This window comes from Brevibacterium linens ATCC 9172 (assembly GCF_900169165.1).
Lineage (GTDB): Bacteria > Actinomycetota > Actinomycetes > Actinomycetales > Brevibacteriaceae > Brevibacterium > Brevibacterium linens.
The window spans coordinates 228,611-244,128 of sequence record NZ_FXYY01000001.1; the positions used below are offsets into that span (position 1 = coordinate 228,611).

The window sequence follows — 15,518 nt, forward strand, 5'->3', positions numbered from 1 at the left end:
CTCGCCCTCTGCTCCCGACTGAAAGCTGAAACGTGTCCGATATCGAAGAAAAACCACGCCCTGGTTTGCGCTTCCTGTGGCTGGCCATCATCACTGTGGCCCTGGCCGCAATCATCGCCGGCGGGGTCATCTGGTCGAATGCCACGACGACTCCGAAGCTCGCGCTCGACCTCGAGGGCGGAACCTCGATCATCCTGGAACCACAGGTGTCCGAGGGCACGGACATCAGCAAGGAGCAGCTCGACCAGGCCGTGGCGATCATCCGTCAGCGCGTCGACTCGACCGGTGTCTCCGAAGCCGAGATCTCGACGCAGGGTGACCGCAACATCGTCGTCAACCTCCCGGGCAACCCCGACGAGGAGACACGCAACCTCGTGCGTTCGTCGGCTCAGCTCGTGTTCCGTCGTGTGGCGCTGGTCGGTGACCCGCGTTCACAGGAGCAGATCCAGAAGGAGCAGGAGAGCAGCGGCGAGGAGTCGGGCGCCGATGACGGGCTGAGCGACGAAGAGCGCAAACGCCTCGAGGACCTCACCGGCGCCGATTCGCAGGGCGACGGAGACGGTGAGGATCAGGCTCCGTCCGGCGGCGGCGATGTCGTCGATGCCGGCGGCTCGGCCACAGAGACGGACGAGGCCTCAGAGACGTCGAAGCCGTCGGAATCGGAGAGCAGCGACGCGGAGGAATCCGACGAGACCAGCGGCTCGAGCGAGGGTTCGAAGGTCACCGACTCGACACCGCGGCCTCTCTTCGATCCCGAGAAGGACGCCTCCGAATGGCAGACAGAAAAGATCATCAAGGAATACTCGGAGCTCGACTGTACGAACAAGAAGAACCGAACGGGCGGCCAACAGCAGCCCTCGGACGAACCGGTCGTCTCGTGCTCGGAAGACGGACAGGCGAAGTACATTCTCGGCCCCGTCGAACTCTCCGGTGATCATCTTGCCGATGCGAACGCAGGCTATGCCGCGGGAGCCAACGGCGTGCAGACCAACACCCCTGCCGTCAACCTCTCCTTCGATTCGACCGGGCGTGAGATCTTCAAGCAGATCACCTCGGACATCACCGGCAAGCAGCAGCCGTACAACCAGTTCGCGATCGAGCTCGACGGCCTCGTGCTCTCGGCTCCGTCCTCGAACGCGGTGATCACAGACGGCAACGCTCAGATCACCGGCAATTTCACCCTCGACTCGGCACAGACTCTGGCCAATCAGCTCAAGAACGGTTCGCTGCCTCTGAGCTTCCAGGTCCAGAGCGAGAACCAGATCTCACCCACCCTGGGATCGAACTACCTCAAGATCGGTCTGCTCACCGGTTTCGTCGGACTCCTGCTCGTCGTCGTCTACTCGCTGCTGCAGTACCGAGTGCTCGGCCTCGTCACGGTCTCGAGCCTCGTCGTCGCCGGTGTGCTCACCTACCTGCTGCTGTTGCTGGCATCGTGGAGATACGGCTATCGACTGTCACTGGCAGGTGTCGCCGGTATCATCATCGGCATCGGAATGGCCGCGGACTCGTTCATCGTCTACTTCGAACGTGTGCGAGACGAACTGCGCAGCGGGCGCAATCTGCTCTCCGCCGTCGAGGTCGGCTGGAACCGTGCCAAGCGCACGATCTACGCCTCCAAGGCCGTGAACATGCTCGCCGCGGTCATCCTCTACATCCTGGCCGTCGGCTCGGTGCGAGGCTTCGCGTTCACCCTGGGCCTGACCGTGATCATCGACGTGCTCATCGTCTTCCTGTTCACCCACCCGATGCTGCAGTTCCTGGCACGCACGAAGTTCTTCGGCGAGGGGCACCCGATGTCGGGCATGGATCCGCGTCTGCTCGGGGTCAAACCCGCCGCATACCGCGGGGCGCTCAACCTGTCCATCGACGACGAGGACAAGTCGCCCGAAGCCAAACGGCGGGAGAAGGCGCGGCTGCGCAAGGCCGGGATGACGGCCGAAGACGGGTCCGATACAACCGCCGCGGCAGCAGCCGCGTCCGAATCGGAGGAGACCTCGTCCGACACGACGAAGGCCGCCAAGCCGAAGACGGCCAAACCGAAAGCGGCGAAGACCGCGGTGGGCGGGATGACTATCGCCGAGCGGAAGGCCGCGGCTCGACGTGCAGAGGAAGAAGCTGCTGCCGAGGACTCGGCAGCAGCCGACGGCAAGGAGGATGACAAGTGAAACGGTTCTTTGCCTGGGGCAACCGGCTGCACAGCGGCGAATCATCGATCCCCTTCGTCGGCAAGGCGAAGCTGTGGCTGAGCATCGCCGGTGTCCTCGTCCTCTTGTCTCTGCTCGTCCCGCTCATCTTCGGCTTCAACTTCGGAATCGCGTTCAAGGGCGGTTCGCAGTTCCAGGTCGACCACATCACCGACACGTCGGCGGCCAAGGGCGAAGGCATCATCAACGAGGTGGTCTCCGGTTCCGAGCCGCGTCTGACGCCGACCAGTGACACGGCCGTCCAGATCGAGACGAACCAGCTCACCGATCCGCAGATGCAGGACGTCCGCGACGCCCTCGTGTCCGGATACGACGTGAAGGTCGAAGACGTCACCTCGACGTTCGTCGGTCCCGAATGGGGACAGGACGTGACGTCGAAGATGATCCGTGCGCTCGTCATCTTCGTGGCGATCGCGCTGATCGTTATGGCGCTGTACTTCCGCACCTGGAAGATGTCGGTCGCGGCCATCGTCGGACTCTTCGCCGTGATGATCGTGACCATGGGCATCTACTCGGCCACCGGCTTCGAAGTCACTCCGGAAGCCGTCATCGGATTCCTCACCGTGCTCAGCTTCTCGCTCTACGACACGGTGGTCGTCTTCGACAAGATCCGAGAGAACACCACGAGGTTCGAAGAGAGGCGGAACCTCAAGTTCTCCGAACTCGTCAACCTCGGTGTGAATCAGACGACCGTGCGTTCGATCAACACATCGGTGGTGTCCGTGCTCCCGATCGCCTCGATCCTCTTCATCGGCGTGTTCCTGCTCGGTGCCGGAACGCTGGTCGATATCTCGCTGTCCCTGTTCATCGGTACTATAGTGGCAGCCGCTTCGACGCTGTTCGTCGCGAGCCCCCTCTACGCCGTCCTCCGGGCGAACGAACCGGCGGTCAAGGCACAGGAGGAGGCCGTGCGTGAACTACGCTTGAAGAACGGGGGCGCAGACGTCCCACCGGTGATTCACGCCGAAGTCTGATTCGGCGAGAGAGGAGATGGTGTGGCATCGTCGGCTGATTCGCGTCGTCCGCGAGGCATCTCCCGCTTAGCCTGGTGGGCGGCCAGGGCGCAGAACAACCCTGGCTACCCGCGAGTGCTCGGCCCGATGATCCGGGCCCTGCAGTCGAACCATCCGAAGGCGGACATCGACCTCGTCGTCCGGGCCTACAAGGTCGCCGAGGAGGCTCACCGCGGGCAGACCCGGAAGTCCGGTGACGCCTATATCACCCATCCCATCGCAGTCGCGACGATCCTCGCGGAGATCGGGATGCTGCCGGTCACGCTCGCCGCCGCACTGCTGCACGACACGGTCGAAGACACCTCGTATTCGCTCGACGAGCTGACCGCGGAATTCGGGTCCGAGGTCGCAGCCATGGTCGACGGTGTGACGAAGCTCGACAAACTCACCTACGGGCAGGCCGCGCAGTCCGAGACCGTGCGCAAGATGATCGTGGCGATGGCCAAGGACATCCGTGTCCTCGTCATCAAGCTCGCGGACCGCCTGCACAATGCACGCACCTGGCGATTCGTCCCGGCCTCGTCGAGCACGAAGAAGGCCCGCGAGACCCTCGACATCTTCGCCCCGCTGGCACATCGGCTGGGCATGAACACAATCAAATGGGAACTCGAAGACCTGTCCTTCCAGGTCCTCCATCCCAAGGTCTACGACGAAGTGGTCCGACTCGTCGCCGACAGGGCTCCCGAGCGCGAGAAGTACCTGGCCACGGTCTCCGAGGAGCTCCAGGGCGAACTCAAGGAATCCGGGATCGACGCCTCCATCACGGGGCGGCCCAAGCACTACTACTCGATCTATCAGAAGATGGTCGTGCGCGGACACGAGTTCGCCGACATCTACGATCTCGTCGGCGTCCGCGTCCTCGTCGAATCCGTGCGCGAATGCTATGCCACCCTCGGCATCGTCCACGCCCGTTGGAACCCGGTTCCCGGACGGTTCAAGGACTATATCGCCATGCCGAAGTACAACATGTACCAGAGCCTGCACACCACGGTGATCGGTCCGGCCGGCAAACCCGTCGAGATCCAGATCCGGACCCACGAGATGGACCGGCGCGCGGAATTCGGCGTCGCCGCCCACTGGAAGTACAAGGACCTGAATAAGTCCTCGAAGGCCGTGACCTCGAACACCGCGCGTTCTGTGAAGGTCTCCGACGCCGGAGAGGTCGACGACGCCGCCTGGCTGCGACAGCTGCTGGACTGGCAGCGCGAGGTCTCCGATCCCGACGAATTCCTCGACAGCCTCCGCTACGAGGTGAACTCGAAGGAGGTCTACGTCTTCACGCCCAAGGGCGAGGTGATGAGCCTGCCGTCGGGTGCCACCCCCATCGACTTCGCCTATGCCGTGCACACCGAGGTCGGACACAAGACGATGGGCGCGCGAGTCAACGGTCGCCTCGTCGCCTTGGACACGGAGCTGAAGAACGGGGACTCCGTCGAGGTATTCACCTCCAAGGACGAGAACGCCGGCCCCAGCCGTGACTGGCTCGGCTTCGTCAAGAGCCCGCGTGCCCGCAGCAAGATCCGGCAGTGGTTCTCGAAGGAACGACGCGAAGAGGCGATCGAGAACGGCCGCGAACAGCTTGCCCGAGCGATGCGACGCCATACGATCTCAGCGGCCTCGCTGATGAGTCAGGAAGCCCTCCAGGTCGTCGCCACGGAGATGCGGCTGCCCGATGTCAGCGCCCTCTACGCCGCGATCGGCAACGGCGTGTCCTCGGCCCAGCACGTCGTGGATCTGCTTGCCAAGGAAGTCGGGGAGGAGGACGACTCGGCGGTGCTGCCGCCGGAGCCGCGCAACCGGACCGGACAGTCCTCGGGGCATCATTCCTCGTCCGAAGGCGTCATCGTCAAAGGCGTCGACGATGTGCTCGTCAAACTCGCCCGCTGCTGCACCCCTGTGCCGGGAGATGAGATCCTCGGTTTCGTCACCCGCGGCTCGGGAGTCTCCGTGCATCGCGTCGACTGCCCTAACGTGACCTCACTCAAACGGGAACCGGAACGTATGGTCGAGGTGTCCTGGGGCGAGAAGACGAGCGGAATCTACCTCGTCCAGATCCAGGTCGAAGCCCTCGACCGTTCCGGTCTGCTCTCCGACATCACGAAGGTGCTCACCGAAACCCATGTGAACATCCTGTCGGCGTCGGTCGGCACCTCCCGGGCCCGGGTGGCCCAGTCGAAGTTCGTCTTCGAGATGAGCGACGCCAGTCATCTGGACACGGTGCTCTCCGCCGTGCGCAAGGTCGAAGGGGTCTTCGACGTCTATCGCATCTCCGGCGGCTGATCCTCCCGGTCCAGGGCCTCGCGCATCTGGGCGACGAACGGGCGGCGGGCCACCTCGGTGAGGTAGTCCCGGAAGCGTTCCCGCAGTCCCGCGGGGACCTCCGCGATGATGCCCTTGAGTGCCCGCGGGGACTCGGCCGTCCGGAACCGGAAGTGCGGGAAGAGCAGATCGTAGAGTGTGCGTTCCTCCGTGGTGATGGGCAGCCCGTCGATGAAGCACCAATCGTCGTCGGCCAAGGTCGTCTCATGGACGTCGAAACCGTCATCGGCGATCCATCGGCGTCTGGGCAGAGTGATGAAATTCAGCGGAGCAGGAGCACGGCCGAGACCCCGATGCACCCACCAGGCGCTGTCATGGGAGAGCGCGAGACCCGGCGGAATGAGCGAATGCAGGGCGGCCATACGCTCTGCGGGGGAGAGGATTGCGCCCTTGCGCACCCATGTCGATTCGGTCAGTCGGATGAGCAGTCCGTCGAGGGTGAGCTCGGTGAGCTGCTCGTACCCGAAGTCCCGCAGATGAAACAACGCCTCCATACCCGAACTATCGTCGGGTCCGGAGGCGTTGACAAGACTCCGGTGAGCGCCTGTGGACAGGTGCTGACTCGAACGTCAGGAGCTGTGGACGAGTCTCCCCGCCCCCGTCGAGCGCCGCGGCCTCAGTCGAGTTCCGCGGCCGTCTGGGCGAGCTGATCGCGCCAGGCGCGGCGGGCGTCAAGAGCTTCCTGTGCCTCCGCGACGGCCTTCTCATCGCCGCCGGACTTCGCGGTCTCGAGTTTCTTCTCGAGGTCGACGATCGACTCGTCGAGCTGACTCAGCGCACCCGAGGTGCGGGCCTTCGTCTCCGGGTTGCTGCGCTGCCACGCGGCTTCCTCGGCGTCGGCGAGTGCACGTTCGACATCGCGCAGTCCGTTCTCCATCCGTGAGACATCGGCGCGAGGCACCTTTCCGGCGTCCTCCCACTGGTCCTGGATGGTGCGCAGCTCGCGCTTGGCCGCCATTGGGTCGGTGATCGGCAGCAGCGCCTGAGCCTTCTTCAGCAGCTCTTCCTTGACGACGAGGTTGCTCTTGAACTCCTCATCCAGAGCGGCGTTCTCCGCATCACGGGCGGAGAAGAACACGTCCTGTGCCGCCCGGAACCGAGCCCACAGAGCGTCATCGTCCTTCCGTGACGCACGCGGGGCGCGCTTCCATTGGCTCATCAGGTCCTTGTACTTCTGGGACACGGTGCGGAAATCGGTCGAGGCCGACAGCGACTCAGCCTCGGCGACGATCTTCTCCTTGATCCGCTTGCCTTCGGCATTGACCTTGTCGAGTTCGGCGAAGAACTCCTTGCGCTTGTGTTCGAAGGTGTTCCGGGCCTGTGAGAACCGGCCCCAGAGCTCCTGGTCGACGGCACGCGGCAGACGCGGTCCGCTGCGCTGCATGTCCTTCCACTGTGCGAAGAGCTCACGCAGGCGAGCACCCGAGTGCTTCCACTGGATCTTCGACGGATCCTGCTTGGCCAGGGTCTCGGCCTCCACGACGAGAGCCTCACGGTCCTCGGCTGCTGCCAGCTTCGCAGCCTGGGCCCGGGCAGCCTGCCGGGACTCCGTGGCCTCGGCATCGGAGATGAGGGTATCGAGTGTGGCGCTGAGCCCCTTGAGATCACCGACGACGTTGGCCTCGGGAAGCGACTCCTGCAGCGCTTTCGCCGCCGAGACCACCTCACGGCCGGGCGCGCCCGCAGACAGACGGTTGCGCAGCAGGACCGCGTTCTCGGCGAGTTCGACGTACTTCTTCGCGAAGTACTCGAGCGCCTCGTCGGGGGTGGCGTCCGGATACTGACCGACGGCCCGTTCGCCTGCTGGGGTGGTGACGAACACATTGCCGTCCGCATCGGCACGACCATGGCTCACCGCGCGAGCCACCTCGGCGTCGTGGTCGATATGGCTGGCATTGACCACCTGTGCCGCCTGCGGACGCGGCAGAGACGACGGACGGGGGGTCGGCTTCGGTGTCGGGGTCGACATGGTTCTCACCTTGTTTCCATCGGTCGAACCGGCAGGTCATTCCACCCGCCGATCACTCGATTGTGGGATAGACGTTATCCCAGCATAACCATCGGCGAGCGTGTAGATAGACTTTGCACATGGATGTGTTCTCGACCAACGCCGAATTCCTCGATGTCAACTGCTATGCCGTGCGCGCAGACGGACGCACCGACTGCATTCTCATCGACTCCGGATACGACTGTGCCCCCGGCCTCGAGAAGCTGCTGAGCGAGGAAGGATCGGAACCGCGGGCCATCTTCCTCACCCACGGCCACCCCGACCATATTCTGGGCCTGACCAATGTGCTCGCGCGCTGGGACGTGCCCGTCCACCTCGGCGCCGCCGACCGATACCGTCTCGACTCCCCGGCGACGACGCTCACCCCGCAGTTCGCGGCGATGCTGGCCCCGCTCGTTCAGGACTGGACCGCCCCGGTCGCGACCGACATCACCGACGGGCAGAGCATCGAGATCGCGGGACTGACCATCACGGCGGTCGCCGCACCCGGGCATACGGAAGGATCCATGCTGCTGCGCGTCGCCGACGGCGAAGACGAGGTCGTCTTCACCGGTGACGTCGTCTTCGCCGGGGCCATCGGCCGCGTCGACCTGCCCGGGGGAGACCCGCAGGCCATGCAGGAGTCGCTGCGGACATTCGCCGCACTCCCGGACGTGCCGATCTATCCTGGACACGGCCCGGCGTCCCGCGTGAGCACAGAACTCGCGACGAACCCGTTCTTCTGAACGCATCACAAACCACCACCACACCGAAAGCAAGGAGCACCATGGCGAAGTCAGCCCGTCTGTCCGGATTCCCGGAACGACTCCCGGCCGAACGCGTGATCGAGAAGGCCATCATCGACACGCTCGAACACACCTTCGCCCTGCACGGGTTCTCCGCCCTCAACCACCGCGCCGTCGAACCGATCAGCCAACTGGCCAAGGACGGAGAGATCGACAAGGAGATCTTCGCCGTCTCCCGCCTCCACTCCGAGGGTGCCGAACGCAACCCGCTCGGACTCCACTTCGACCTCACGGTGCCCCTGGCCCGCTATGTCGCCGACAATGCGAACGACCTGAGCTTCCCGTTCAAGGCCGCCCGCGTCCAGCCCGTCTGGCGCGGCGAACGACCGCAGGCCGGCCGCTACCGTGAGTTCATCCAGGCCGATATCGACGTCATCGCCGATTCCGAGCTGCCCGGACACTTCGAGGTCGAGATCCCCCTGGCCGTGGCCGATGCGTTCTCCCGTCTCGCTCCGCTCGGCGTGCCCGGAATCAAGATCGTCGTCAATGACCGCAGGCTGCTCGAAGGCTTCGCTCGCGGAATCGGACTGACGAACATCCAAGCCGTGCTGCGCTGCCTCGACAAATACGACAAGATCGGTCCCGACGAAGTGGCGAAGCTGCTGGCTGCCGAAGCGGGCGCCGATGAGGAGCAGCAGCGCCTGTGCTTGGAGCTGGCCGCCATCGAATCCGACTCCCCGGACTTCGCCGATGAGGTGCGCGCGCTCGGCGTCGACCACCCGCTGCTGGAGACCGGACTCGAATCGCTGACGACGCTGCTGGCAGCCGCCGCCGTTCGCGCACCCGGAGTCGTCGTCGCCCAGCTCAAGATCGCCCGCGGCCTCGACTACTACACGGGAGCGGTCTATGAGACCCAGCTGATCGGTCACGAAGAGCTCGGCTCCGTGTCCTCCGGCGGTCGCTACGATTCGCTCGTGACCGTGGGCAAGAAGAGCTATCCCGGGGTGGGCATGTCCATCGGCGTCTCCCGCCTCATGGCGTTCATCCTCGGCGAGGAATCCGCCGTCCGTGCCACCCGCGGCACCCCCTCGGCCGTCGTCATCGCCGTCACCGAGGAGGCCCGACGCGGCGAGGCCGACGCCGTGGCCGCGCAGCTGCGGTCCCGGGACATCCCGTGCGAGGTCTCGCCGAGCGCGGCGAAATTCGGCAAGCAGATCCGCTATGCCGAACGTCGCGAGATTCCATTCGTCTGGTTCACCGACGGTGAGTCCGGTCACGAGGTCAAGGACATCCGTTCGGGGGAGCAGGCCACGGCGGATCCGGGCACGTGGACTCCGGCGGACGACGACCTGTGGCCCCGCGTGTACCGGAGCTGAGCGCAGGGCGACTATCATTGATCAGGCGCTAGACCACAACATCACAAAGGAGCCCTAGGTGCTGCGAAGCCACGAAGCCGGAAGCCTGCGAGCCGCGAACGCAGGAGAAACCGTCACCCTCACCGGGTGGGTCGATCGTCGTCGCGATCACGGAGGTGTCGCCTTCATCGATCTGCGTGACGCTTCGGGAATCGTGCAGGTCGTCGTCCGTGAGGACGATGCCCACCAGCTGCGCAACGAAACCGTCGTCAAGGCCACCGGAACCGTGTCGGTCCGCCCCGACGGCAACACCAACCCGAACCTGCCCACCGGTGAGATCGAGGTCATCGACACCACCGTCGAGGTGCTCTCCGAAGCAGCGGCCCTGCCGTTCCAGGTCTCCGACCATGCCGAGGACTCCGGTGCTGTGGGTGAGGAGACCCGTCTGCGCTACCGGTACCTCGACCTGCGCCGTTCGGGCCCGGCCAAGACGATTCGTCTGCGCTCCGATGTCAACAGGGCCGCGCGGTCGGTCCTCGACGCCCACAGCTTCGTCGAGGTCGAGACTCCGACCCTGACGAAGTCGACTCCGGAAGGCGCCCGCGACTTCCTCGTCCCGGCTCGGCTCAAGCCCGGTTCCTGGTACGCACTGCCGCAGTCCCCGCAGCTGTTCAAGCAGCTGCTCCAGGTCGCCGGCATGGAACGCTACTACCAGATCGCCCGCTGCTACCGCGACGAGGACTTCCGCGCCGACCGTCAGCCCGAGTTCACCCAGCTCGACATCGAAGCCTCCTTCGTCGAGCAGGAGGACATCATCGCGCTGGCCGAAGAGATCCTCACAGCACTGTGGAAGCTCATCGGTCACGACATCACCACGCCGATCCCGCACATCACCTACCACGAGGCGATGGAGAAGTACGGTTCGGACAAGCCGGACCTGCGTTTCGGCCTCGAACTGCACAACCTCACCGAGTTCTTCCAGGACACCCCGTTCCGCGTCTTCCAGTCGCCGTATGTCGGCTCCGTCGTCTATCCGGGCGGCGGCTCCCTGCCGCGTCGTCAGCTCGACGGCTGGCAGGACTGGGCCAAGCAGCGCGGGGCGAAGGGCCTGGCCTATGTGCTCATCGGCGAAGACGGCACCCTGACGGGTCCGGTGGCCAAGAACATCTCCGATGAGGAGAAGGCGGGACTCGCCGAGGCGGCCGGTGCGCAGCCGGGCGATGCGATCTTCTTCGCCGCCGGTGAGGCGAACTCCTCCCGTGCCCTGCTCGGTGCCGCCCGCAACGAGATCGCCGAGCGCACGGGTCTGATCAAGGACGGCGACTGGGCCTTCGTGTGGGTCGTCGACGCACCCCTGTTCGAATCGGCCGCCGAGGCGCAGGCCGCCGGAGACGTCGCCGTCGGCGGCGGACAGTGGACCGCCGTCCACCACGCCTTCACCGCACCGAAGCCCGAGTTCCTCGACACGCTCGAAGAGGACCCGGGCGCGGCGCTGGCCTACGCCTACGACATCGTCTGCAACGGCAACGAGATCGGCGGCGGCTCGATCCGCATCCACCGCAAGGACGTCCAGGAACGCGTCTTTTCGATCATGGGCATCTCCGCCGAAGAGGCCGAGGAGAAGTTCGGCTTCCTCCTCGAAGCCTTCAAGTTCGGCGCACCCCCGCACGGCGGCATCGCCTTCGGCTGGGACCGCATCGTGTCCCTGCTGGCCGGCGTCGACTCGATCCGTGAAGTCATCGCCTTCCCGAAGTCCGGCGGCGGATTCGATCCGCTCACCCAGGCACCGGCCCCGATCACCGACGCCCAGCGTGCCGAGGCCGGAGTCGACTTCGAACCGGAAGACGACGACGCCGAGGCCTGATGAGCCAAGAACCCAATCTGTTCTCCGACGGCCCGGACCAGGATTCGCCTGGTCCGGGCTTCGCCGGTTCCTCCGGGACCTCCTCGGGGCGGGCCTTGGATCCGTTGGCCGTGCGGATGCGTCCGCGGACACTGGCCGAAGTCGTCGGTCAGGAGCATCTGACCTTCCCCGGTTCCCCGCTCAACCAACTCGTCGAAGCCAGCGGGGGAGACCGGGCGGGAGCCTCCTCGGTGATCCTGTGGGGTCCGCCCGGAGTCGGCAAGACCACGCTGGCCCATGTCATCTCCCACGCCCCGGGCCGCACCTTCGTCGAACTCTCCGCGATCACCGCGGGCGTCAAGGACGTGCGCCAGGTGATCGAGAACGCCCGCCGCGAGCGGGAGATGTACTCACGGACCACCGTCCTCTTCCTCGACGAGATCCACCGGTTCTCGAAAGCCCAGCAGGATGCCCTGCTGCCGGCGGTGGAGAACCGGCTCGTCGTGCTCGTGGCCGCCACCACCGAGAACCCGTCGTTCTCCGTCATCTCACCTCTGCTGTCGCGGTCGCTCATGCTCACCCTGCGTCCGCTCGACGACGAGGCGGTCGGCAATCTGCTCGATCGTGCCGTCGAATCCGATCGTGGGCTGGCCGGGCAGTTCACCCTCACCGAGGAGGCCCGGAACTTCATCGTCCGCATCGCCGGAGCCGACGCCCGCCGGTCGCTGACCGTCCTCGAAGCCGCCGCCGGAATCGCCGCCGCCCAGACCGAGGAGACCGGCGACGAGCCGATCTCGATCACCGAATCCGCCTGCGCCGAGGCGAGCAGCGAGACCGTTCTGCGCTATGACAAGAACGGCGACCAGCACTACGACGTGGTCTCCGCGTTCATCAAATCCATCCGCGGTTCCGATGTCGACGCGGCCCTGCACTATCTCGCACGGATGATCGTCGCCGGTGAGGACCCGCGCTTCATCGCCCGCCGTGTCGTCATCTCCGCTGCCGAGGACATCGGCATGGCCGACCCGCAGGCGCTGCCCATCGCCGTGGCCGCCTCGACCGCGGTTGCCAACATCGGCATGCCCGAAGGACGGATACCGCTGGCCGAAGCGGTGACCTACCTCGCTCTGGCCCCGAAGTCGAACGCCAGCTACCGCGCGCTGGACGCCGCGATCGCCGATGTGAAGAACGGACTCGCCGGGCAGGTGCCGATGCATCTGCGCGACGCCCACTATCCGGGGGCGAAGGAACTCGGTCACGGCGAAGGCTACAAATACTCGCACGACTATCCGCACGGGGTCGCCGATCAGGAGTATCTGCCGGAGACCCTGCGCGGAAAGCGCTACTACACTCCGACGGGCAACGGGATGGAACGGTCCATGACTGAGAGGCTCGAGAACCTCCGGCGACTCCTGCGGCCCTGATAACTTAGGTGACAGACGCGGTGACGGGCTGAATCATCGCGGGCGGCGCCGAGCGAGGAGGACGGCATGGCAGACATCGTCATCACCATCGCCGCCGCCCTCGCGCTCGGGCTGCTCGCCCATGAGCTGCGCATCCCGCCGCTCGTGGGGTTCCTCGCCGCCGGTTTCGGTCTGCACGTCTTCGGCTTCACCGCCTTCGCCGGGCTGCAGCAGATCTCCGACCTCGGCGTCGTTCTGCTCCTGTTCACCATCGGACTGAAGTTCGATCTGCGCTCCCTGCTCCAACCCGAAGCCCACGGCACCGCTGCGCTGCACATGATCACGGTGGTCCTCCTCGGCGCCGGGACGATCGGAGCTGCCGCCGCCATCGGCCTCGTCAGCGTCGGCGGGGAAGCGGGCACCTTGGCTCTGCTCGGATTCGCCCTCTCGTTCTCCTCCACTGTGCTCGTGGTCAAAGTGCTCGAAGACCGCTCCGACGACGGGTCCTACTACGGTCAGATCGCCATCGCGATCCTCGTCCTCCAGGACCTCGCGGCGGTCGCCTTCATCTCGATCGCAGGCGAAGAGCCCCCGAGCCCGTGGGCCTTCGCCCTCGTCCTGCTCGTCCCCGCAGTCTGGGTGCTGCGACGGATCCTCGACCGCGTCGGACGCGGTGAGCTGCTCGTCCTCTTCGGCGTCGTCATGGCCCTGGGGCCCGGCTACGTCGCCTTCGAATCCGTCGGCATCCACGGCGACCTCGGAGCCTTGGTGCTCGGGCTGTCCTTCTCCACCCACCCGCGGGCCGTGGAGTTGTCGAAGTCCCTTTTCAGCGTCAAGGAGCTCTTCCTCGTCGGATTCTTCGTCGTCATCGGGCTCCACGCGGTTCCCACCTGGTCGGATCTGCTCATGGCGCTGGCCCTGTGCGTCGTCCTGCTGCCGTTCAATTTCGCGAGCTTCTACCTCATGGGACGGCTCTTCGGTCTGCGCAACCGCACCAGCGTGCGCACCAGCCTGGCTCTGAGCAACTTCTCCGAGTTCGCACTCATCGTCGTCGCCGTCGGCGTCGACAGCGGACTCTTCGAAGACAATTGGCTGACCACCATCGCCCTCGCCGTGGCCCTGGGTATGATCGGCTCCTCCCTGGCCAATGCCTACAGCCTTCCGATCGTGGCGAAGCTCGATGCGATTCTGCCGGATGAGAACGAGGCCCGGCTGCGGGCGAGTGACCGGCCGTTGGACACCGGGGACGCGGAAGTCGTCGTCCTCGGCATGGGCCGCATCGGCCGCGGGGCCTACGAGCGCTTCGTCGAACGCGGCGACCGCAGCGTCATCGGCATCGACAACGACCTCACCGTCGTCGAGGCTCTGCGCGCCGACGGGTTCACGGTGCTCGAAGGCGATGCCACCGACCACGAGTTCTGGCACCGCCTCGTCGTCGGCGGCAGCGCACACACCGTCGTTCTGGCCATGGCGCTGCACGATTCGAACACCTTCGCCCTCGAGCAGCTGCGCATCGCCGGGTTCCCCGGGACCATCGCCGCGGTTGTCCAACGCCCCGATCAGGCCGAACATTTCGTTCGTGCCGGGGTCCACGCGGTCATCAACATCTACGGCGGGTCCGGAGCCGCCGTGGCCGATGCCGCCATCGACAGTCACGAAGACGGCTGCCGGCAATGACCGCAGTGAGCACCGACCGCCCGTTCAGCCGGACCAGATCGCCGGAATCAGTCCGATCGTCGGAATCAGTCGGGAAGATCACAGACGCGAGCGCGCCGATCCGCTTTGCGACACTCGGCCTGCACCCGCTAAGATTGACAGCTGTTGTGCCTGCACGCTAAAGGCGGTCGGTGCGAGCGGATCTCGACGCTCAATCCCTCTTTCCCATCCGGGGAAACAACAGTCGCGTTTCGGGGCGAGAACCCTGCCGGGCCCATCGTGACAGAACTCATTGATGAAAGGTAATACAGTGCCAGCACCAGCACGTAATCGCCGCATGACGCGCCTCTCGCGCGCCCTCGGCATTGCTCTGACACCCAAGGCCGAGAAGTACTTCGAGCGTCGCCCGTACCCTCCAGGTGAGCACGGTCGCGCCCGTCGTCGCAACGACAGCGACTACTCGGTCCGCCTCAAGGAGAAGCAGCGTCTGCGCGCGCAGTACGGCATCCGCGAGGCCCAGATGCTCAAGACCTACAAGGAAGCCAACCGTCTGCCCGGTCTGACCGGTGAGACGATGGTCGAGCTCCTCGAATCGCGCCTCGACGCCCTCGTCCTGCGTTCGGGCTTCGCCCGCACCATGGCCCAGGCCCGTCAGTTCGTCGTCCACCGTCACATCACTGTCGACGGACAGCGCGTGGACCGTCCCTCCTTCCGCGTGAAGGAAGGCCAGACCATCCAGGTGCACGAGCGTTCGGCTTCGATGGATCCGTTCCAGGTCGCCGCCGCCGGTGGTCACAAGGACGTCCTGCCCGCAACGCCGGGCTACCTCAACGTGAACCTCGAGGGCCTGCAGGCAACCCTGCTGCGCACCCCGAAGCGCGAAGAGGTGCCGATCACCTGTGACGTGCAGCTCGTCGTCGAGTTCTACTCGCGCTGATCTGCTGAACACAGCGCACCGCGCCGCCGCGACTGCCCGGGACCGCACGGTT

Annotated in this window: 11 protein-coding genes; 9 read left to right on the forward strand and 2 right to left on the reverse strand. The window is 65.5% G+C overall.

Annotation, left to right across the window (positions count from 1 at the left end; translation table 11 throughout):
• The first annotated feature begins 32 nt into the window (after window positions 1-32).
• The 3 genes from secD to BLIN9172_RS01005 are packed head-to-tail and all read left to right on the forward strand — an operon-like array spanning window position 33 to window position 5,500.
• The gene (gene secD / locus BLIN9172_RS00995) at window positions 33-2,168 is read left to right on the forward strand and encodes a protein translocase subunit SecD (protein WP_240811956.1); all 2,136 of its coding nucleotides are present in this window, start codon (window positions 33-35) and stop codon (window positions 2,166-2,168) included.
• Window positions 2,165-3,181, forward strand: a complete 1,017-nt coding sequence (gene secF / locus BLIN9172_RS01000) for a protein translocase subunit SecF (protein ID WP_025777853.1) — start codon at window positions 2,165-2,167, stop codon at window positions 3,179-3,181. The genes secD and secF overlap by 4 nt, the downstream gene beginning before the upstream one ends.
• A 21-nt stretch (window positions 3,182-3,202) precedes the next feature.
• Window positions 3,203-5,500 (forward strand): RelA/SpoT family protein, encoded by a 2,298-nt coding sequence (locus BLIN9172_RS01005; RefSeq protein ID WP_101553449.1) that lies wholly within the window; start codon window positions 3,203-3,205, stop codon window positions 5,498-5,500.
• On the opposite strand, the gene BLIN9172_RS01010 is transcribed toward BLIN9172_RS01005, so the two are convergent.
• Together BLIN9172_RS01010 and BLIN9172_RS01015 are read right to left on the reverse strand one after the other, a co-directional pair.
• On the reverse strand, window positions 5,479-6,033 hold the full coding sequence (locus tag BLIN9172_RS01010; RefSeq protein ID WP_101553450.1) for a hypothetical protein: 555 nt from the start codon (window positions 6,031-6,033) through the stop codon (window positions 5,479-5,481). The genes BLIN9172_RS01005 and BLIN9172_RS01010 overlap by 22 nt on opposite strands.
• Window positions 6,034-6,155: 122 nt before the next feature.
• Entirely contained in the window at window positions 6,156-7,508 is a 1,353-nt protein-coding gene (locus BLIN9172_RS01015; protein ID WP_101553451.1) for a DUF349 domain-containing protein, read from the reverse strand.
• Window positions 7,509-7,627: 119 nt separating this feature from the next.
• Between BLIN9172_RS01015 and BLIN9172_RS01020 the strand changes: the two genes are divergently transcribed.
• The 6 genes from BLIN9172_RS01020 to rpsD all read left to right on the forward strand — a co-directional run bounded on the left by BLIN9172_RS01020 (window position 7,628) and on the right by rpsD (window position 15,466).
• The gene (locus BLIN9172_RS01020) at window positions 7,628-8,272 is read left to right on the forward strand and encodes an MBL fold metallo-hydrolase (RefSeq protein WP_101553452.1); all 645 of its coding nucleotides are present in this window, start codon (window positions 7,628-7,630) and stop codon (window positions 8,270-8,272) included.
• 41 nt (window positions 8,273-8,313) lie between these two features.
• Window positions 8,314-9,648 (forward strand): histidine--tRNA ligase, encoded by a 1,335-nt coding sequence (gene hisS, locus BLIN9172_RS01025; protein WP_101553453.1) that lies wholly within the window; start codon window positions 8,314-8,316, stop codon window positions 9,646-9,648.
• 58 nt (window positions 9,649-9,706) lie between these two features.
• Window positions 9,707-11,491 carry an aspartate--tRNA ligase gene (gene aspS / locus BLIN9172_RS01030; RefSeq protein ID WP_101553454.1) on the forward strand — a complete coding sequence of 595 codons (1,785 nt, stop codon included), beginning with the start codon at window positions 9,707-9,709 and terminating at the stop codon, window positions 11,489-11,491.
• Window positions 11,491-12,894 carry a replication-associated recombination protein A gene (locus BLIN9172_RS01035; protein WP_101553455.1) on the forward strand — a complete coding sequence of 468 codons (1,404 nt, stop codon included), beginning with the start codon at window positions 11,491-11,493 and terminating at the stop codon, window positions 12,892-12,894. Before aspS ends, BLIN9172_RS01035 begins: the two co-directional genes overlap by 1 nt.
• A 66-nt stretch (window positions 12,895-12,960) precedes the next feature.
• Complete coding sequence (locus tag BLIN9172_RS01040) at window positions 12,961-14,550, forward strand: cation:proton antiporter domain-containing protein (protein ID WP_101553456.1); 1,590 nt, start codon at window positions 12,961-12,963, stop codon at window positions 14,548-14,550.
• Window positions 14,551-14,824: 274 nt separating this feature from the next.
• The gene (gene rpsD / locus BLIN9172_RS01045) at window positions 14,825-15,466 is read left to right on the forward strand and encodes a 30S ribosomal protein S4 (RefSeq protein ID WP_373270422.1); all 642 of its coding nucleotides are present in this window, start codon (window positions 14,825-14,827) and stop codon (window positions 15,464-15,466) included.
• Window positions 15,467-15,518: the final 52 nt, after the last annotated feature.